The sequence below is a fragment of the Fenollaria sp. genome (assembly GCF_057222035.1).
On record NZ_JBXXYC010000001.1, the window covers coordinates 555773 to 576280 of the forward strand.

Here is a 20508-nt window from a genome sequence, read left to right on the forward strand (position 1 = left end):
TTTATTCCTCCGATACCAATAGGCTCTCGCCTGTCATTTCTTTTGGCTTTTCTATATTTAATATATCTAATAGTGATGGTGCTAGGTCAGCTAGTACGCCATCTTTAAGCTTATACTTCCCGTCGTTAAAAAGTATTACAGGGACTGGGTTTGTCGTATGTGATGTGATTGGTTTACCATCTTCATCAAACATTGCCTCGCAGTTGCCGTGATCCGCTGTGATTATGGCTGTAAAACCACATTCCTTTGCCTTTGCTAACAGTTTTGCAAGGCATGTATCAACTGTTTCTACCGCCTTGATTATGGCTGGAACAACTCCTGTGTGTCCAACCATGTCTGTGTTTGCATAGTTTAATATAATTAAATCATAATCTGCCATAACGCTCACTAGCTTATCTGTAAGCTCATAAGCGCTCATCTCAGGTTTTAAATCGTATGTCGCTACCTTTGGTGAATTGATTAAAATTCTGTCTTCATCAGCAAATTTTTCTTCGCGGCCGCCATTGAAAAAGTATGTTACATGAGCGTATTTCTCTGTTTCGGCTATACGAAGCTGCTTTAAGCCATGTTTTGAAACAACTTCTCCAAGTGTGTTCAGTATCTCTTCATCTTTATAAGCGATATGAACATTTTTAAAGCTTGAGTCATAATTTGTCATGCACACATAATAAATGTCATCTAAAAACTTTCTTTCAAATCCAGAAAAATCTTTATTAGTGAAAGCATCTGTAATTTGTCTTGCCCTATCCGGTCTAAAATTAATAAAGATAATGCTGTCTCCTGATTTTATTTCATTCACTTCACCAGCATTTTTAATAGCGCATGGCAAAATGAATTCATCAGTCACATCTTTTTCATAAGATTTTTTAATCGTATCTATAGCATCATCCGAAACAAGTTCAGGCGCCTTAGATGTGACAGTTTTGTAATACTTTTCTGTTCTGTCATAGCGCTTATCTCTGTCCATGGCATAGTATCTGCCGCTGATTGATGCAAGGTGAGCACATGAATTATTTTTCATGTAAGAAATAATTTCGCTCACATCGTTCTCAGCTGAGTGTATGCCTACATCTCTTCCATCTAAGATCGCGTGTAGATAAGTTCTATCGCCCACGCCTTCTTTTTTACATAAATCAAGAAGCGCCTTTATGTGATCGATGTGCGAGTGAACTCCACCATAGCTTAGTAGACCCATCAAATGAAGATTGGTATTATTTTTCTTTGCGTGCTCAATCGCCTTAAGAAATTCTTCTTTTTTAAAGAAATCTCCGTTCTTAATGTCTCTATTGATCATAGAAAGATCTTGATAAACAACTCTTCCTGAACCTATGTTTAAGTGACCAACCTCGGAGTTACCCATCTGTCCAGCGGGTAGGCCTACATATTCGCCGCTCGCTTGTAATTTTGCATTAGGACAATCTTTAAATAATTTATCGATTGTCGGCGTCTTGGCTCTATATACAGCGTTTGCGTCGTTATCTTTACCGATTCCGAAACCATCTAATATTATTAATATAGCTTTTGACATCTTATATCTCCTTAGCAATGGCTTCAAAAGACTCAGTCTTTAGTGAAGCGCCACCGATTAAGAATCCATCGATATTTTCTTCTTTAGATAAATCAGCTGCGTTTGCCTCTTTTACGCTACCGCCATAAAGCACTCTAAGCTTTGCTTCAAGATTTGGATTCATTTCCTTAACTTTTTCTCTAACAAAGCGGCACATTTCCTCAGCATCTTCCTTAGAAGCGCTCTTGCCTGTACCTATTGCCCAGATTGGCTCGTAAGCTATGGCGAAGCTATCTAATTTAGCTGCGTCTACGCCAACAAGGTCAGCCTTTAATTGTTTTTCAATCTTTTCAAAGTGCTTTTTATCTTCTCTTTCAGACAAAGTCTCGCCAACGCATAGAATTACTTCTACACCATCTTCAATCGCCTTAAGAACTTTTTTATTAATCATCTCATCGCACTCACCGAAAATTTCTCTTCTTTCAGAGTGACCGATGATGACAAAATCCGCTCCACATGATTTAATCATAGAAGTACTGATTTCGCCAGTAAAAGCTCCCTTGTCTTCAAAGTAGATGTTTTGAGCACCTATCTTTATTTCATTAAATTTTTTAGTTTTATTTGCTAAATAAATATCTGTAAATGGAACTGCGACATAAACGTCATAAGAGTCATTAGGCTTTAGGCTCAAATCCTTGAAAAAGCTTTCTGTCTCTTTTACGTCCATATTCATCTTCCAGTTTGCAGCAAATAAAAATTTTTTCAAATTTGTCTCCTTATTTATCATTAATAGCAGCTATGCCAGGAAGCACTTTTCCTTCCATTAGCTCAAGTGAAGCGCCTCCGCCAGTTGAAACATGTGTAATTTTTTCTTCGTAGCCAGCTTTTTGAACAGCGCTCGCACTATCTCCTCCGCCGACTATGGTAGTAGCATCAGAGTTTGCAAGTGCCTTAGCGATGGCATTAGTGCCGTTTTTAAATTTATCCATTTCAAATACGCCCATAGGTCCGTTCCAAACTATAGTTTTTGCTCCCAATAATTTTTTAGTAAAAACATCGATAGTTTCTGGCCCTATGTCAAGGCCCATCATATCATCTGGTATATGATTTACTTCATAGCATTCAGCTTCAGCATCTTCTTTTATCTCTTTAGCGCATAAAGCGTCAACTGGTAGTACCAAATCAACTTTCTTTGCATCAGCCTTTTTTAATAGTTCAAGTGCAAGATCTAACTTGTCGTCTTCAACTAAGCTCTTACCAACGTTCATGCCCTTTGACTTTAAGAATGTAAATGCCATAGCGCCGCCAATAAGTATCTTATCAGCCTTATTTAATAAATTTTCTATTACGCCAATCTTATCAGATACCTTTGATCCGCCAAGTATAGCGATAAATGGATGCTTTGGCTCGTCAAGCTCTTTCGCCATGATATTCATTTCTTTTTCAACTAAAAAGCCTAGTGCTGATGGTAAAAATTTACTTACACCAACGTTTGATGCATGAGCTCTGTGTGAAGTGCCGAAAGCATCATTAACATAGATATCTGCAAGGTCTGCTAGCTCTTTAGAAAAAGCTTCGTCGCATTTTTCTTCTTCTTTTCTAAATCTAGTATTTTCTAGTAAAAGAAGCTCTCCTTTTTTAAGATTTTTAGCTGCTTCTCTAACTTCGTCATTAACTACTTCAGGGCAAGAGATGAATTTTACATCTCTTCCAAGAAGTTTTTCGATCTCGTCCCTAACTGGCTCCAAAGTATATTTTAAATTATATTCGCCCTTTGGTCTACCCAAGTGGCTCATCATAATTACTTTTGCGCCATGATCAAGAAGGTGCTTGATTGTAGGAAGAGACTCAAATATACGTTTATTGTCAGTTATAACGCCATCCTTCATTGGTACGTTAAAATCACATCTCAATAAAACTGTTTTATCATCAAAATTATAATCTTTTAATGTTTTTTTCATTATTTTATCCTTTTATAATAATTATTCTTGATCAGCAATGTATTTTGCTAGGTCAACTACTCTGTGGCTGTAACCATATTCATTGTCATACCATGAAACTACCTTTACAAGATTGCCATCTATAGCTAAAGTTAAGAATGGATCGAAGATTGATGAGTGTCTGTCGCCAACGTAGTCAACAGAAACAAGTTCTTCTTCGGCGTATTCAAGTATGCCCTTTAATTCGTTTTCGCTCGCTTTTTTAACAGCTTCGTTGATTTCTTCCTTAGTAACATTTTTGTTTAATTCAAAAACAACATCTGTAAGAGAAACTGTTGGAACTGGCACTCTAACAGCGTATCCAGTTAATTTATCCTTAAGTGATGGGATAACTAGTGCAACTGCCTTTGCTGCGCCTGTTGTTGTAGGCACCATAGACATAGCTGCTGCTCTTGCTCTTCTGATGTCTTTGTGTTTGTGATCAAGTAAAACTTGATCAGAAGTATAAGCGTGGATAGTTGTCATAAGGCCTCTTTTGATGCCAAAATTATCTTCAATAACCTTTGTTAATGGTGCTAGACAGTTAGTTGTACAAGATGCGTTACTGATAACATTGTGTTTATTCTTGTCATATTCTTTTTCGTTTACACCCATAACGATAGTTTTATCGATTTCGCCCTTTGCAGGTGCAGTTAAAATAACTTTTTTAGCGCCGCCCTTTTCGATGTGTTTGTAAAGAGTTTCGTTGTTTTTAAATGCTCCAGTAGAGTCGATAACGATGTCTACTCCATAGTCCTTCCAAGGAATTTCTGCCGGATCTCTAAATTGAGTGTTTGTAATCTTCTTGCCATCAATCATGAAGCCATCTTCACAAGCTTCACAAGAAACTGATAATCTACCATATAGAGAATCATTTCTAAATAGATGAGCAAGTGTCTTTAAATCACCTGATGCATTGATGTGAACTAATTCTAAGCCGTTATTCTCTTCAACTAGAATTCTAGCTACATCTCTACCAATCCTACCAAAACCATTAATACCAACTTTCATTTGTTGACCTCCTTAATTATTGTTAAAATATTTTTTATCTTCTAAACCTTCAGGCAAATAATTTTGCTCAGGCTTTTTATCCTTATAATTGTGCGGATATTTATAGTCCGCGTGATCGCCAAAGACCTTCTTGTCATTGTTGTGAGCATCTCTTATGTGAAGAGGAATTTGGAATTCTTTGATCTTATCGACATCTGCCATAGCCTTGTTAATGGCAACATAGGTCGAATTATTCTTTTCGGCGAGTGCCATGTAGATGGCTGCGTTACTCAAGATGATACGTGCTTCTGGCATGCCTATGGCTTTAACTGCATAAAATGCTGATGTAGCAAGCGTTTGCGCATTTGGATCAGCAAGTCCAATGTCTTCTGAAGCGAATATCACTATGCGTCTCGCAATAAAGAGTGGGTCCTCGCCATTGTTTAGCATGTGAGCTAAATAAAAAACTGTTGCATCTGGATCTGAGCCTCTCATGCTTTTTATAAAAGCAGAAATTGTATCGTAGTGCATGGTCGAGCTCTTGTCATACGAGTGAGCTCTTTCAAAAACTAAGCCCTTGACGTCCTCGAACTTGATATGACGAGTTAAATCAGCCTCTGGATCTTGGCTTAAAACAGCTATCTCTAAAAAATTTAGCATGTTTCTCGCATCGCCATTAGAAATTCTAACTAGATACTCAAGTGCGTCGTCATCTATGCTCGCCTTTAGTGAAGCAAGTCCACCCAGCTCATCACTTAAAGCTTTCTTAGCAAGCTTAATTAAATTTTCTTCGCTCATTTTTTCTAGCCTAATTATGAAGCATCTTGATATAAGTGCGCTATTGACCTCAAAATATGGATTTTCAGTCGTTGCACCTATGAGCGTAACGGTCGAATCTTCAACGTATGGAAGCAAAAAATCCTGCTGAGCCTTGTTAAACCTGTGTATTTCATCAACAAAGAGTATGGTTTTTTTATTCTCTTCCAAAAGTCTCTTGGCCTCTTCAACTGCCTTCTTTAAATCGCTCACCCCGCTACCCACAGCACTAATTTTGATAAAATTCGATTTGCTCGTGTTAGCAATAACGTTTGCAAGTGAAGTCTTACCAGTTCCTGCCGGTCCATATAGTATAAGCGATGGAAGTCTATCGGCCTTGATTGCTTTGTAAAGAAAAGAATTCTTATTAAGTACCTTCTCTTGACCAATATAGTCATCTAGACTCTTCGGCCTAAATCTTTCAGCTAAATTTTGACCCAGTTTTAAATTTTTTTCTCTTTCCATGTCAAACAAATTCATTTTCTCACCTTTTTTATTATATCAAATAAGCTTCAATATGTCCACTCTTAAATTATTTAATTTTAAACTTAATAATTTTAAGTAAAATATAAATATTTTTAAAATATTTTAAAAAATATATTGACATAATTAATTTATAGATGTATAATCTTAATAAAGGAGGACCTTATGATTAATAAAGCATTAAATGAATGTCCTGTTTGCGGTTCAAAACTATACATAGAAAGGCTAGTTTGTGACAATTGCAACACGACTATAGAAGGAAGATTTGAAAATAATTCATTTTACAAGCTTAGTAGCGAGCAAATTGATTTTATTAAAACTTTCTTATTAAAGAGAGGCAATATTAAAGAGATTGAAAGAGCCTTGGGTATTTCCTACCCTACCGTAATTAAAAAGCTCGATCAAATCAATGAGATTATCTCTGATCAAAAGAGTTCTACTAGCGAGAAAGAAATTCTTGAGCTCTTAAATAGCGGTACAATTACAAGTAGTGAAGCTGAGAAGATGCTTCTAGATTTAAAGGAGGTTTAAAATGTCTGAAGAAAAAATTATGATCCTTAAGATGTTAAAGGACGGCAAGATTAGTGAAGAAGAGGCGCTAAAACTTCTTAACGCTGTTGGCGAAAAGAAAGGCGAAAAAGCTTATAAGCCAAATAAAAAAAGAAATGAAATTCATATCGAAGCAGATGACTACGATGTCTTCGATGCATCGGATAAATTTGCTAGCAAAATCTCAAACTTTGTTAATAAGATAGTAAGTAAATCTTTACAAACGGCTGAAGAAGGTATGAGAAATGGCCGTGTATACGCAAACTTTAGCTTTGATGATAGCAAGAGCTTTAAAAATAAAAAATTTGCTACACTTAAGCTAGACTTAGATAAAAATAAAAAATACAATTTAATTATAAATAATACAAATGAAAAGATAGAGATACTTCCATCAAGCTCTGATCAAATTGAAGTCTATGGCAAAATTTATTATACAAATAAAAAAGATATTCCAGAAAATTATGAGTTTATTAACTGCTTTATCGATGATAAAGAAATACTTATCGAACCAAACTACTCAGAGCTAACAAAAAAAGATTTTGCTGTTAGTCTAAAAGTTTTAGTGCCTGCACAAGACTTTGCCACTGTAAAAGCAAGCACAAGCAACGATAAAATTAAACTTGACTCAATTATCTGCGATGAGCTTTATTTAACAACAAGTAACGACTATATCAAAATTGAAGACTCCATCATTGGAAAATCAGAGCTAAAAACTACTAATGATTCAGTAAAAATTAAAGACTCAAAGTTTAGTGATTTGCTTATAAATACAACAAATGCTGAAATAACTTTAAATAACACTCCATTCGTTAATTTAGAAGCGCATACAACAAACGCTTATGTCGATGTTAAAGACATATTCAACTCTGCTGAAAATATCATAGTTACTAATAGCAATGGACCTGTTACACTTGAATTAGAAAACGTAAGTAAAAATGTTAAATTAAATTTAAGAGGCCTTAATAAATACACATGTCCAGTCATCTTTGATGACGACAGATTCAAGCTTGACAAAGACAATGACGAGCTTACAACTGCCTCACTAAATAACGATTCAGAACTTACTCTATTCGGTGATATAAAAACAAGTAACGGACCTATCATTATAGAGTAGGTCAAATATTCCCATCATTATCCTGGCCATAAATTGGTCAGGATTTTTCTTTATAAATCATTTCAAATCTGTTAAATCTCTTGTAAATCTAAATCTTTTAATGTATAATTATAATGTTAAAATTAAAAAGATATAAAATATATAGGAGTAAAATGATGAAGATAAAAAGAATAACAAAAATTAATATATTTGTACTTTTACTAGTCTTAAGCGTGCTAACACTTATTTTAAGTTTTAAAAATACAGCTTATGCTGAAGAAAGTAAAGAGACTGAGGAAACTAAAGAGAATGAGAAAAGTAAAGAAGAAAAAGATACTAAAGAGACTAAGGACGATGGCTTTGAATTTAATGGTGCCAAACTTAAATTTATCACAGGAACTTTTGATGGCAAAGACAGTTTAGATATTGATTTTCCAATTGAAATAAAAGATGCAAACGCTGAGTATATCGATGAAAAAGCAAAAATAATCAATACAGAAAAAAAAGCTTTTACTCTTAAAAATCCAAACATACTTGTTTTAAATAACGGTGAAAAATACTATGTAATCACAGCCATCAACGCATATAAAGATGTTCAAGACAATATTATTGATAAGGTAAATATTGATAGTGAAATTTTATATGACAAATCAAAGCTACAAATAAAATTAAAGCTAAAAGATATAAAAGATGAACAAAAAAATATTAAATATAGCATTTGTTACGCTAGCATGGATGAAAAAGCTTTTCAAACGCCTGAAGCATTTAAGCTTGTTGATTCGAAATTTAGAATTTCTAAGCACTGTATAACACCTGACGGATACTTCTACCAAATGAATCCGCGCTCAGTGCCATACAAAGAAAGCTATTTCTTTATGCAAGGCGCTATATACATTGCAAACACTCTTTTAGATGTTATTGATAGTAAATTTGCTCAAGTGATAACAGCAAAACTTGTTGATGACACAGCGAAAAAGCTAAATGAAGATGGCTACTACCCTATTCCTTATAGAAGTGAGTGGCTAAAGGCTGACTACAACATAGGTAAAGGCTACTTCGACACGAGATGGAATCTTGATTACGCTTACATTTGCTTAAGAATGTATAGTATGTTTAAGGATGAAAAATATATAAATATCGCGGACAAAGTTTTAACTTATTATAAGAAATATGCTGAGCAAAATGCGATTAAAGTCCCATATATCGACGATGCATTTCTAGTTATGGACTACGGTGCTGAATATTACATCGGCATGACGCACTCATCACTAAACCATCACTTAATGGGTCTAAAGGCTTTAATGTATGAAGATATACTAAAAAAAGAAAATAATAACGGCGCATTTATTAAAAAGATGATAAAAGGTGTTGAGGCAACTTGCGATATGTGGATTAAAAAAGATGGCAATCTTGAATACGCAAGATTTGTTGATGGTACTTATGGACTAAAAGATTATCCAGATTTAACTCTAAATGATTTAAAGGACTGTCAAGCACTTCATGAAAATCTTTATAAGTGCAAAAATGCAGTTTTTGAAAAACTGATAAATTCAAAACAAAAATGGTACGACAATGTATATCTAAAAAATAAATAAATATGTTTATAGACAAAAGATGCCTTTCCTGGAAATCCAAGAAAGGCATTCTTTATTTTAATTGTTTTGTTCGTCTATTATCTTTTGGAGCTCTTTCATAAATGACTGAGTATCTTTAAACTCTCTATATACTGAAGCAAATCTTACATAAGCTACTTGATCTATCTCTTTAAGGCCTTGCATGATAAGCTCACCTACTTCATTTGATGAGACTTCTTTTTTCATAGTACTCATAAGCTTTTCTTCAACACTATCTGCCAAGCCTTCAATTTGGCTTAAGCTAACAGGCCTTTTTTCGCAAGATTTGATTACGCCCTTTAATATCTTACTTCTGTCAAATGTCTCTCTGTCTCCGTTTTTCTTGACAACTATTAAAGGTGTTTCTTCAATTTTTTCGTATGTTGTAAATCTTTTTTTACAGCGAAGACACTCTCTACGTCTCCTAATCGCAGTACCCTCATTAGTAGGTCTTGAATCTAGTACTTTTGAATCTTCGTAAGAACAAAAAGGACACTTCATAATTAATTATTCTTTAAAAAATCAGGTACTAATAAAGAATCGTCGAAGCTTGAAGTATTTTCACTTCTCTTTTCTTCGTGCTTTTCTTCTACTTCTTCAGAATCCTTGTTTGAATCTTTTTTAGCAGGTTTAGATCCATCTTCAAATTCTGTAGCGATAACAGTTATCTTAATAGAATCGCCAAGGCTTTCATCGATACCAGCACCGAAGATGATGTTTGCATCGTCAGCAACCGATTGTCTGATTAAGTCTGCAGCTTCATTTACTTCGAACATACCAAGGTCAGTACCACCAGTGATATTTAATAGAACAGACTTAGATCCTTCTATAGATGTTTCTAGTAATGGTGACTTGATTGCAAGCTTAGCTGCATCTGTTGCTCTGTTGTCTCCTTGAGCAAAACCTATACCCATGTGAGCAATACCCTTTTGTTCCATGATAGTCTTAACGTCAGCAAAGTCAAGGTTAATTAGGTTTGGTACACTAATTAAATCAGATATACCTTGTATACCTTGTTTTAATACTTCGTCAGCCATGATGAATGCATCTTTTAATGATGTTTTCTTGTCAGCTATTTGAAGAAGTCTATCGTTTGGTATAGTTACTAGTGTGTCAACTACTTCTAGTAATTGGCTAATACCTTGAGATGCGTTTTTAGCTCTCTTCATACCTTCAAAACCAAATGGTCTTGTAACAACGCCTACAGTTAATATGCCTTGTTCCTTAGCTAATTGCGCAATGATAGGTGCAGCACCAGTACCTGTTCCACCGCCCATACCAGCTGTGATAAATACCATGTCAGTGCCTTTAAGCATTTCAGTAATGCCTTCTTTATCTTCAAGAGCTGCTTGTGAGCCAACTTCTGGATTTGCTCCAGCGCCTAAGCCCTTTGTAACCTTATCTCCTATTTGAATCTTATTTTGTGCCTTTGATGATGCTAAAGCTTGTCTATCTGTGTTAACAGCTATAAACTCAACGCCTTTTACGCCTGCATCAACCATTCTGTTAACAGCGTTGTTTCCTGCTCCACCAACACCTATAACTTTAATTTTGGCAAATTGGTCAATTTCTACATCAAAATCAATCATTTACGAATCCTCCTTTTATACTAAGTATTTAATTATTTACTCTATTACTTATATTCTACCACAAAAATTACATTTTGTTTAGTATTTTTCTTCTAATTGTTGCAAAATTGTTAAAAATTCTTCCTCCGAAGACGAAAATCGCTGCATAATATATAGGTATACTAAGAATATCTCCAAGCCAAGTTAATAACGCAGCTATAATCGAATTACCTATAAGGCCTGATAAAAATAGTTTATTGTTAAAATTGTTATCCATATAAGCATTTAGTCCGCCAAAGACTGAGTCAATTGCAGCAAGCAGCGCCATGGATATATATAATGAATAATATGGATTGTAGCTATATGGTACTACGTAGCCAATAATTACACCAATTATTATACCTATGATTGCAATAATCATTTTTTATCATCTCCTGTTATGTTCTGTGAGTATATAATTTTATCGTCGTCTATCTTTTTCTTCACTAAAACTTTTTCGCTTTGCTTTATATCTAGCGTAATAGGATTTATAGTCTCTAGGATGCTAGCAAAAGTGCCTGGCGACTTAAGTGCTGAATAAAGCTTATCACCATTGCCTATAGCGTTGATAACAAAAGGCGCTCCCTTTGTTCTGCCATTGAGCCTAACAACTGGTCCGTTGCACTTAACGCCAGTCCTCGAATAAACTCTTAAATCGTTTATAGATATAGCCTCAGCACCAGATGCTCTTAGATCGTTGATTATCCTTAATAGGTCACTATCATGAATAACATCAGTCCTCTTAACTGGTCTATCTACAATATCTTCAGTGATTGTCACGACTATACCTGGCCCTTCAAGATCAACGTCACCCGATATCATCTTATAAAAAAGCATTTCGCCTTTTAAAAATTCTAGAAAATCGCTGTCATTTTTAACAAGTTTATCCAAAGTTTCAAGCTTTTTATTTTGTTTATCAAGCTCATCGTTTATGCTTTTTATCTCAGCCTTTAAATTTTTTATCTTTATGCTTGTCTCTTTCATTTTATTTATACTTAGAGGCTCGAAAAATTCTTTGTCTGTCTTTAAGTATAAGCCTAGAAACACACCTATAATCAAGTAAATAATGACAAGCAATACGCGTTTAATCTTATGCATCATTCTTGCACTTCATATACAGGTTTTGCATATAGAAAATCTATGCTCTTCTTATATCTTGGTATAACTATATCATCTCTAACAGTTAAAACGACTTGATAATTATAGTTTTGCAATTCATCCTTAATTCCGCCTTTAAATTCAATGGCTGATTGCATTGTGCCTGCGTCTCCTATAGCCTTTATAACAATAGGCGCAGATGTACTAACGCCGCCAACTTCTATGTGTTTACCTGCGCTAACTATCTCAGTAAATGATGTGTATCTCACTTCGTTTATAGATATAGCCTCAGCTCCAGCACTATTTAAAACGCTTATTGCACTTAAAAGCAAATCTATATCGTTTTGTATGCCAAAGCTCACTTCTCCATCGGCAAGTTTTGGCTCATCAATAGTTAATATTATTCCCTTGCCTTTTAAATCAGTATAGCCAGCTACCATTTTATATTTTTCAGTTTCTTCGTATAATTTTTTTGCTACCTCGTTATTACTCGAGCCAGGTTTTTCATACTCTCTAAGCTTATCCTCTGCATCGTCAAGCTTTTGCAATAAACCGTCTCTTTCCTCTTCAAGCGATTTGACTCTTTGAGCAAGCTCTTGAACCCTCTTTACATTAAGAGGATTACCAACAGTTTTTTTCACTGTTTTAAGCTGCATAGTTATTGCAAGACCTATAAGTATACAAGAAACAAATAATAATATCTTTTTCTTATCAATTTTCATCTATTCACCCACTACAACAGGCGCCTTGCCCTTGTTAAACATAATCATCTTAGGTACTATTCCTTTGTCTTGAAGCTTAATCATAAGCTCATTTAAGACCTTCATCTTGTATCTAATATCCTTTAATTCGCCTAGCTGAACAACAAGCCCACTCCTATAGTTCATAGAAACTTCTAAATCAGCATTCTTTTCTATAGTCTTGATATCTTTAACTAAATTATTCGCGCTTATCTCAGTTATTAGCTCTTCAAGTGTAGCGCCAACCTCAGTATTATAAAAGTTTTCGCCTTGTTCAAGATGAGTCTTGTCAAAATTCTTTATAAGCGGATAGCCTTCCTTATAAGATGTGCTATTCTCAAGAACAGTACCTTTATCGTCAATATAGATATATTTTGAATCGCTAAAAAATTCTGCCGCTATCAATCTTTCCTTAACCTCAATCGTTACAGTATCCTTTGAAGATCTGGATAGATGAACATCATCTACATAAGGATTTGTCTTGATCTTAGCTTTTGCTTCTGTTAAGCTTTGCTTAAGAATGTTCTCGCCAATTTCAAGTTCACTCGCCTTAATAATGTTATCAGCAGATAAGTTTTTATTGCCAACAACTTTTATATGCTTTAGCCCAAAGAGTTTTGTATTGAATATAAATAGAATAAACGCAAAAACAATAACACTTATTACGAAAAATCTCATTAGACTTCTCCTTCTTTGTCTTTGTCTTCTTATTCTGTTTCTCCTTATATCCTTTTTACTCATTGGTTCCATAATTTCACCTTTAAACAGTTTTTATAATTATATCATATATTTCATCAATTGCGTTTTTGTGAAATATCTTTTTAAGTCCTTCTTGCATTGACTTGTAAATATCGTCGTTATGAAGTATTTTATTGACCTCATCAAAAAGTACTTCTTCGTTAAGATCTTTTTCTAAAATCATCTTCGCAGCGCCCATATCTTCAAAATAGCGTGCATTGTACTCTTGGTGATTTTCAACAACATAAGCCTTAGGAATGATTATGACTGGTTTAGCTACGCATGAAACCTCGTTAAGAGTAAGTGCTCCAGCGCTTGTAATAACCATGTCAGCGTCAATCAAAGCCTTAGGCATATCATAAAGATACTCGCCAACACGAACATTTGATTTTGTATAATCAATCTCTTCCTTGTCAAGTTCTTCCTTAAACCAGCTGTACGAATAAGTTCCGCTCACATGGAAAATGTTGAAATCCATATCTTTGTAATGTTTCTTGATCATATCAAGAACATTTTCATTAATGGATTTTTGTCCACCGCTTCCGCCGAAGGATAAAACTACTTTTTTATCATTATCAAAATCATAATAAGACTCATGACTAGCTTTACTATGAATGTCATCAAATTCTTCTCTAATCGGTATGCCAACTATATTTGTAATATCTTCTTTATTAAGAAGCTTTTTTGTGTTTTCGTTAGTAACAAGTATCCTTGTCGCTTTTTTCTTTAAAAGCCTTGTAGTTATACCTGCGTGAACGTTTAGCTCAAATATCATTGATTTTATCTTTTTCTTTTGTGCAGCATAAACAAGTGGCCCTGAAACGTATCCACCCGTTCCTATTACAAGGTCGGGCTTAAAATCTTTGATTATCTTTTTACATTCGTCAAGAGATTTGAAAAGCAGTCTCAAAAATTTAAAAGCGTCTTTTGGATTTTTCTTAGGTATTTTAACTATGTCAATGCCTTTAAACTCAATATTCTCTTTAGCTACAAGCCTTTCCTCAAGACTTCCCTTTCTACCAACGTATATAACATCATGATTATTTTCAATTAATTTCTTTGCTATGGTCATGGCTGGGTATATGTGTCCACCAGTGCCACCACCAGTTACGATAAATCGCATTATTTCACCTCTGAATTTGCATTCTTAGAAATATTTAACAGTACCGCCGTTAGTACCATGTAAATGATTAGTGATGTGCCTCCATAGCTAATGAATGGAAGTGTTATTCCTTTTGAAGGAACTAAATTTACTGATACTGCCGCATTGATCCAAAATTGTATCGCTATCAAAGAGCTGATACCACTTGCTAGCATTAAGCCATATCTATCTTTTGTTCTAGCAGCTGTTAAATATCCTTTAATAATTATAACAGAAAATAGGGCAACAATGCAAATCATTCCTAAAAATCCTAATTCTTCGCCGCAAACAGCCAAAATATAGTCATTATAAACTTCTGGTATATAAAAGAATTTTTGTGTGCTATGACCGATTCCAACACCCGATAGACCGCCATTGGCATAAGCAAATAAACTTTGCGCTGGCTGCCAACCAGTATCTTTGATGTTTTTAATTGGATCAAGATAAGCAAAAAATCTATTTCTTCTAAATACATTTCTATATATCGCTAAATATATACCAATACCAGCAAATCCAAGTGCTGGTGGTATTATTCCTAGTGGCGCTCCGCCTATAAAGTACATAATTGATAAGGCTCCAGCAACTGTAACAGCCGTGCCCAAATCTTTTTGTATGTATATTAATAAAGTAAAGAATAATATGATAGCTACTGGTACTACGACGATGTTTTGTAAATTTCTTCTACGTAAATTAATTTTGCTCATGTATGATGCCATGCAAAATACTGCCGCTACTTTGATTATATCGGATGGCATAAATGAAAAACCGCCTAAATTAATCCATCTTCTTGATCCTTTACCAAAGTCTGTACCTAGTGGTGTAAACTTTAGTAGTAATACTAAGACTATACTCGATATAATCATAAAACTAACAAAAAATCTTGTATCATACTTTTTGTAGTCAATCCTATAAGCAATTAAAGATAGTATTGCCCCTGCTAAAACAAAGACTAAGTGCCTTGTAAGGAAGTATACTCCGCCATATTTACCGCCTTCAAGCTTGTAGCTGTAAGGGTATGAGCTTGTATACACAAGTATGATACCTAAAATTATTAGGCATACTACAGATATTAAAATGTGATAATCAGGCGCATTACTCTTTTTCATTTATTTCAACTCATTTACTAATTTTTTAAATTCTATTCCACGTTCTTTATAATTTTTATAAATTCCCCAGCTAGCGCATAATGGCGATAATAAAACTATATCTCCTTTTTGTGCGTGTGATCTAGCTACGCTAACTGCTTCACTCATATTTTTAACCATAGTTATATTGTCATAACCTACATTTGTGAAGGCTTCTTTAATTTTGTCCTTAGTTTGTCCAAATAAAATTAGGCTTCTAAGTTTATTTTTTGTTTTAAAAGCAAAATCTTCAAACGGTATGTTTTTGTCATAACCGCCTGCGATTAAAACTATGCTTTTATCAAAGGCTTCAACCGCCTTGAGCGAAGCATCAGGATTAGTTCCCTTGGAATCATTGTAATAACTTATTCCATCAAGTTCCCTAACAAATTCAATCCTGTGTTCAACGCCTTTAAAATCTTTTATCTCTTTAACAATATCTTCTCTTTTTACTCCAAAAACTTCTAGCGCAAGTGTCGCTGCCATGAGATTCTCATAGTTATGGCGTCCCTTTATAAATATATCGTCCTTGTTTATGACAATGTTTTTATCTTTATCCACAATGTTTGGTGCGATATAATTCATATCCACTATATCTTTTTCTTTTGATGAGAAATATAGTATATTTGTGTCTTGCTCTACCTTATTTAAGGCGATATCGTCATAATTAAGTATCAAATATGAAGATTTGTCCATATTTTGATAAATTTTCTTTTTTGCTTCTTCATAAGCCTTGAATGAACCGTGCCAATCCAAATGATCTGGTGTGATATTTAATATAATGGCAATGTTTGGCTTAAAATCTTTTGTGTACTCAAGTTGGAAGCTTGATGCTTCTATGACATGTGTATCATAATTAGCTGCCTCAAGTAAAGGTGAAACGCCGATGTTGCCTATAACATTGACATTGTATCCAAGGTCTTTTAAAACTTTTCCAATAAAAGTCGTTGTAGTTGTCTTACCATTGGTTCCAGTGATAACTATAAACTTATGATTTTTAAAATCTCTGTATAAAATTTCTATATCAGAGACTATCTCAACATTTTTATCTACAAGGTAACGAATTATATCTGATGACGGCTTTATTCCAGGGCTCTTTAATACAAAGCTAAAATCAATCGAGTCAAGCTCAGTTCTTGTTAAAAATTTAACATCGTCTAGATTTTCATTTGCTCTGTCTTTTAAAATTTGATCCATGTTGTCATCGTAAACATAAACATTAGCTCCTTTACTTATAAAGTATAAAGAAGCTCCATAACCAGATATTCCATATCCTAAAATCAGAATATTTTTACCTTTGTAGTCCATAATATCACCTCAAAAATATTATTAGCGATGCGACGCATAAAACTAGTGTCCATGCGCAGAACATCATAACAACTTTAGTCTCTTTCATGCCTTTCATCTCAAAGTGATGGTGAAGCGGGCTCATAAGAAAAACTCTTTTGCCTGTCTTTTTAAATACTAATACTTGTATTATTACTGAAAGTGTTTCAAAAATCAATACAAGCGCATAAATAATCATATAGAAGTGCAAGCCTAGTAATATTGTCAATATCGCTAGTACGCCTCCTAAGAATAATGAGCCTGTGTCGCCCATAAATATTTGTGCTGGATATTTATTAAAGATTAAAAAGCCTAAAAGTGATGCAAACATAATTATTGAGTAGGCATAAGTAGTCATATTTGAAATCTTTAATGAAAATATCGCAAGTGTCAATAATATGATTGACATAACGCCTGTTGCAAGTCCATCGAGTCCATCGGTTAAGTTGACTGCATTTGTGCTGGCAACTAATATAAAGAAGTTTAGTAAAATTACCCACTTGCCTAAATCGACCTCTTTATAAAACGGTATAAATACCTTTGTGCCCACAAGTTCATATGCAAAATAAGCTATAAGAGCCGAAAAAATCATTTGCAATAATAATTTTTGATATGCTCTCAAACCTAAATTTCTATGCATAAAGAATTTTATATAGTCGTCTAAAAAGCCTACAAGGCCATAGGCAGTGCTGCCTAAAGCCAGTAAGATAATTTCTTTTGTAAAAACAAAGCCTAAAAGCTTAGATACAAGCACGCTGATTAAGGAGCTTAGTACAAATAATATGCCTCCCATAGTTGGTGTGCCTGCCTTTTTTAAGTGAGACTTAGGTCCTTCTTGTCTTATATTTTGTCCAAGCTTGTACTTTCTTAGCTCAGGTATGATAATTTTCGCAAGTATGCATACCAAAGCAAAGCTTAGTATTGCTATGATTACACTATATACACTTATATTTTTAATCATCTTAGTCCCCCAATTTTAATTCTACTATAGAATTCTTCTTCACTTCTTTATCTGCCTCAGGTCTTTGCTCTTTAACAAGACCATCGCCCTCAATTTTTAGCTTAAGTCCAACTTTTTCAGCAAGTCCAAAAGCTTCGTCTCTTGTCATGCCCTTAAAATCAGGCGTCAATATAGTATCATCTTTTTTCACTTCAACATCAAGCGTTATAACTGTGCCCTTGTCTACGAAAACGCCCGGCTTGATGCTTTGTGAAATGATTAGCGATTCATCTGTATATTCTTTGTAATTAGTGTCAAAGCTTAAAGATAGGTCTGCAAGCTCAAGTCCTGCCTCGCCCATAGTCTTGTCTTTAAGGTCTGGCACTTGAACTTTTTCATTTTGAACGCTGCTTACTTCACTTGCTGGTGGTATCTTATAGTAATCAATAATAAATTTAGCTACATCTTGAAAAATAGGTGCCGCTACTAAAGAACCATAAGAAATACCACTTCTTGGCTCATCCACGATTGCTAATACAACAAATTCTGGATTATCAATCGGAAATGCCCCAACGAAGGAGGATATATATGCGTTCTTTTTATATTTGCCATCAACAATTTTTTGCGCTGTACCAGTCTTACCACCAATTCTGTAGCCTTCTATTCTAGATCTTTTGATGTAACCGTCTCTAACAACGCTTTCGAGTAGCTTTTTCATGTGCTCGCTTGTTTCTGTCGATATAACTCTTCTTCTGACAACACTCTTTGGTGTGTCTATAACATTACCAAAATCATCAACTGTTTTTAAAACTAATTTTGGCTTATAAAGCGTTCCACCATTAACTACAGCGCAAATTGCATTCGCCATTTGTATAGGTGTAACCGCAAGTCCATGACCATATGACATAGTCGCAAGCTCAACTGGACCTATAAAATTTGGATTTGTTGGAAGTATTCCTAAACTTTCACCTGGAAGGTCAATTCCGCTTTTTTCACCAAAACCAAAAGCTTTAGCATATCTAAGTATATCGTTTTTACCTAAAATATTACCAATTTGAACAAAGGCAACGTTACATGAATTGTTAAGTGCCTGTGATATGTTTTGTGTGCCGTGCGCCATGTGCTCAGCGCATGATAAGGTTCTTTCAAAAACATCAATTGATCCTGTGCACGAAAAAGTCATCTTGTCATTAAGCTTGCCTTCTTCAAGACCAGCGGCTAAATTTATGACCTTATATACAGATCCCGGCTCGTACGAGTCACTTATCGCGTTATTACGCCATTTATCAAATAGAATTTGGTTTCTCTCTTCATCTTTAGCTTCGTCCCAAACTTCTTCTTCAACATCGTCAGGTTTTTTTCTTGGTTCGTTTAGATTGTATCTGCCAGTGTTAGCTAAGGCAAGTATCGATGAATCTCTCGGGTCCATAACTATGATGGATACTGACTCAGCACTTTGTTTTTCCCTTGCCGCATCGGCAATCTTCTCTACTTCTCTTTGAAGTTTTTCGTCTATAGTTAAAACTACGTTGACACTCTTTTTGCCCTCAATTATTCTCGCCTCTTGATTTGGAAGCGCGTTAACCATGTTGGCTTCAAGCTGTTGAACCTTTCTAGCGGCTCTTCCCTCCAAAGCATCGTTCAGTTTTACTTCAAGGCCGTTGATGCCCACGTTGTCAATGTTGTTAAAACCTATTAGCTGTGATGCTAAATCGTTGAACGGATAATATCTCTTTGCCTTTTCTTCTACTTCAAGTACAGTTCTGAACTTTACTTTACCCATACTTTCCTTGAATTTTTTATAATCATCTAGCTCCATCTCAGGAACGACTCTAATTCTGCTCTCGTATGTAATTTTGTCATATACATCTATTGAGTCTTCTCCAGTCATTTCAGCTATCTTAGATGCGACTTCTTCAGCTATCTCTTTATAAGTTTTTTCTCTTTTTAATTTAGCCTCTTCTTTTTCATTCTCATCTTCTTTGAATGGAACGCTCCAAAAAGTAACTATATTTTTGTTAACTGCTAGTGGTTTATTGTTTCTGTCATATATAAAACCTCTTTGATTACCAAGGCTCACCGCCTTAGTCCATTGGCCTACAGCGTACTCCTTATATCCTTTTGCATCAGATATTTGCACTTTAAATAGCTTTATTAAAAATAATGTAATTATTAATCCAAAAAAAGCCAGAACAGTCAAAATCCTATTATACTTGTTAGGAATTTTAGACTTGCCTGTCTTTTTCGGTCTTCTATGTCTATCGCTTGTCGGCGTTTTCATTTTCTTTCACTTTCTTCTATATTTTTATCGATATCTGAATCAAGACTAACAATAACTTTATCATCAATCTCTTTTTCTTCTTTACTATTAGTATTTATGTTTAAAATTTGGGATTCGTTAGGGTATATCATTCCAAGCTTAGTCCTAGCTTCGAATTCGATTGCACCTGCATTTTTAAGGCTTTCAAGTTTTGCTGTCTCGTCTATAAGAGTAGTTTTTAGCCTATTGATCTCAGCGTTACTATGATTTATGGAGTTTTGTACTCTAGTCACTCTATCTGCGCAAAAAACAAGCATAGTAAAAACAATTCCAAGAGCCATAGCACATAAAACAGTTCTTACGAAAGATACGTTGATAACTCTCTCCTTTGCTTTTGTTCTACGCTTTAAATTCTTTTTAACTAGTGGCTTACTTATTGTTCTTTCTTGCGAATAAACTGGACTATCATATAATTTTCTCGCTGCAGATGACATAATATACCTC

The 20508-nt window shown here is 34.6% G+C and carries 20 protein-coding genes; 3 read left to right on the forward strand and 17 right to left on the reverse strand.

What is annotated here, in order from left to right; all coding sequences use genetic code 11:
- Position 1: 1 nt before the first annotated feature.
- The 5 genes from gpmI to AC2UOP_RS02770 are packed head-to-tail and all read right to left on the reverse strand — an operon-like array spanning position 2 to position 5772.
- Positions 2-1528, reverse strand: coding sequence for a 2,3-bisphosphoglycerate-independent phosphoglycerate mutase (gene gpmI / locus AC2UOP_RS02750; RefSeq protein ID WP_484832542.1), 1527 nt, complete (start codon positions 1526-1528; stop codon positions 2-4).
- Position 1529: 1 nt separating this feature from the next.
- Complete coding sequence (gene tpiA / locus AC2UOP_RS02755) at positions 1530-2273, reverse strand: triose-phosphate isomerase (RefSeq protein WP_484832543.1); 744 nt, start codon at positions 2271-2273, stop codon at positions 1530-1532.
- Between the two features lie 10 nt (positions 2274-2283).
- Entirely contained in the window at positions 2284-3468 is a 1185-nt protein-coding gene (locus AC2UOP_RS02760) for a phosphoglycerate kinase (protein ID WP_484832544.1), read from the reverse strand.
- Between the two features lie 21 nt (positions 3469-3489).
- Positions 3490-4497, reverse strand: coding sequence for a type I glyceraldehyde-3-phosphate dehydrogenase (gene gap / locus AC2UOP_RS02765; RefSeq protein WP_484832545.1), 1008 nt, complete (start codon positions 4495-4497; stop codon positions 3490-3492).
- A gap of 12 nt (positions 4498-4509) precedes the next feature.
- Positions 4510-5772, reverse strand: coding sequence for a replication-associated recombination protein A (locus tag AC2UOP_RS02770; RefSeq protein ID WP_484832546.1), 1263 nt, complete (start codon positions 5770-5772; stop codon positions 4510-4512).
- Between the two features lie 168 nt (positions 5773-5940).
- On the opposite strand from AC2UOP_RS02770, the gene AC2UOP_RS02775 reads away from it, so the two are divergent.
- The 3 genes from AC2UOP_RS02775 (at position 5941) to AC2UOP_RS02785 (ending at position 9012) form a co-directional block, all read left to right on the forward strand.
- Positions 5941-6306: a DUF2089 domain-containing protein gene (locus tag AC2UOP_RS02775; protein WP_019213793.1), complete on the forward strand. Its 366-nt coding sequence runs from the start codon at positions 5941-5943 to the stop codon at positions 6304-6306.
- A gap of 1 nt (position 6307) precedes the next feature.
- Positions 6308-7438, forward strand: coding sequence for an SHOCT-like domain-containing protein (locus AC2UOP_RS02780; RefSeq protein ID WP_484832547.1), 1131 nt, complete (start codon positions 6308-6310; stop codon positions 7436-7438).
- Positions 7439-7593: 155 nt separating this feature from the next.
- Positions 7594-9012, forward strand: coding sequence for a hypothetical protein (locus tag AC2UOP_RS02785; RefSeq protein WP_484832548.1), 1419 nt, complete (start codon positions 7594-7596; stop codon positions 9010-9012).
- 57 nt (positions 9013-9069) lie between these two features.
- On the opposite strand, the gene nrdR is transcribed toward AC2UOP_RS02785, so the two are convergent.
- From nrdR to AC2UOP_RS02845, 12 genes are all read right to left on the reverse strand, one after another.
- Complete coding sequence (nrdR, locus tag AC2UOP_RS02790; RefSeq protein ID WP_019213796.1) at positions 9070-9531, reverse strand: transcriptional regulator NrdR; 462 nt, start codon at positions 9529-9531, stop codon at positions 9070-9072.
- A gap of 2 nt (positions 9532-9533) precedes the next feature.
- Positions 9534-10619, reverse strand: coding sequence for a cell division protein FtsZ (gene ftsZ / locus AC2UOP_RS02795; RefSeq protein ID WP_019213797.1), 1086 nt, complete (start codon positions 10617-10619; stop codon positions 9534-9536).
- A gap of 67 nt (positions 10620-10686) precedes the next feature.
- A complete protein-coding gene (locus tag AC2UOP_RS02800) occupies positions 10687-11019 on the reverse strand; it encodes a small basic family protein (RefSeq protein WP_085840008.1) in 333 nt (110 codons plus the stop codon).
- Entirely contained in the window at positions 11016-11735 is a 720-nt protein-coding gene (locus tag AC2UOP_RS02805; protein ID WP_480019754.1) for a DUF881 domain-containing protein, read from the reverse strand. Before AC2UOP_RS02805 ends, AC2UOP_RS02800 begins: the two co-directional genes overlap by 4 nt.
- Positions 11735-12457 (reverse strand): DUF881 domain-containing protein, encoded by a 723-nt coding sequence (locus AC2UOP_RS02810; protein WP_480019755.1) that lies wholly within the window; start codon positions 12455-12457, stop codon positions 11735-11737. The genes AC2UOP_RS02805 and AC2UOP_RS02810 overlap by 1 nt, the downstream gene beginning before the upstream one ends.
- The gene (locus AC2UOP_RS02815; RefSeq protein ID WP_480020305.1) at positions 12458-13153 is read right to left on the reverse strand and encodes a cell division protein FtsQ/DivIB; all 696 of its coding nucleotides are present in this window, start codon (positions 13151-13153) and stop codon (positions 12458-12460) included.
- A gap of 82 nt (positions 13154-13235) precedes the next feature.
- Positions 13236-14336, reverse strand: a complete 1101-nt coding sequence (gene murG, locus AC2UOP_RS02820; protein ID WP_106018702.1) for an undecaprenyldiphospho-muramoylpentapeptide beta-N-acetylglucosaminyltransferase — start codon at positions 14334-14336, stop codon at positions 13236-13238.
- On the reverse strand, positions 14336-15460 hold the full coding sequence (locus AC2UOP_RS02825) for an FtsW/RodA/SpoVE family cell cycle protein (RefSeq protein ID WP_484832549.1): 1125 nt from the start codon (positions 15458-15460) through the stop codon (positions 14336-14338). The genes murG and AC2UOP_RS02825 overlap by 1 nt, the downstream gene beginning before the upstream one ends.
- Positions 15461-16786: a UDP-N-acetylmuramoyl-L-alanine--D-glutamate ligase gene (murD, locus tag AC2UOP_RS02830; protein ID WP_480019758.1), complete on the reverse strand. Its 1326-nt coding sequence runs from the start codon at positions 16784-16786 to the stop codon at positions 15461-15463.
- Between the two features lie 4 nt (positions 16787-16790).
- The gene (mraY, locus tag AC2UOP_RS02835) at positions 16791-17765 is read right to left on the reverse strand and encodes a phospho-N-acetylmuramoyl-pentapeptide-transferase (RefSeq protein WP_484832550.1); all 975 of its coding nucleotides are present in this window, start codon (positions 17763-17765) and stop codon (positions 16791-16793) included.
- A 1-nt stretch (position 17766) separates the two neighbouring features.
- Positions 17767-20025, reverse strand: coding sequence for a peptidoglycan D,D-transpeptidase FtsI family protein (locus AC2UOP_RS02840; protein WP_484832551.1), 2259 nt, complete (start codon positions 20023-20025; stop codon positions 17767-17769).
- Positions 20022-20498 (reverse strand): hypothetical protein, encoded by a 477-nt coding sequence (locus tag AC2UOP_RS02845; RefSeq protein WP_484832552.1) that lies wholly within the window; start codon positions 20496-20498, stop codon positions 20022-20024. The genes AC2UOP_RS02840 and AC2UOP_RS02845 overlap by 4 nt, the downstream gene beginning before the upstream one ends.
- Positions 20499-20508: the final 10 nt, after the last annotated feature.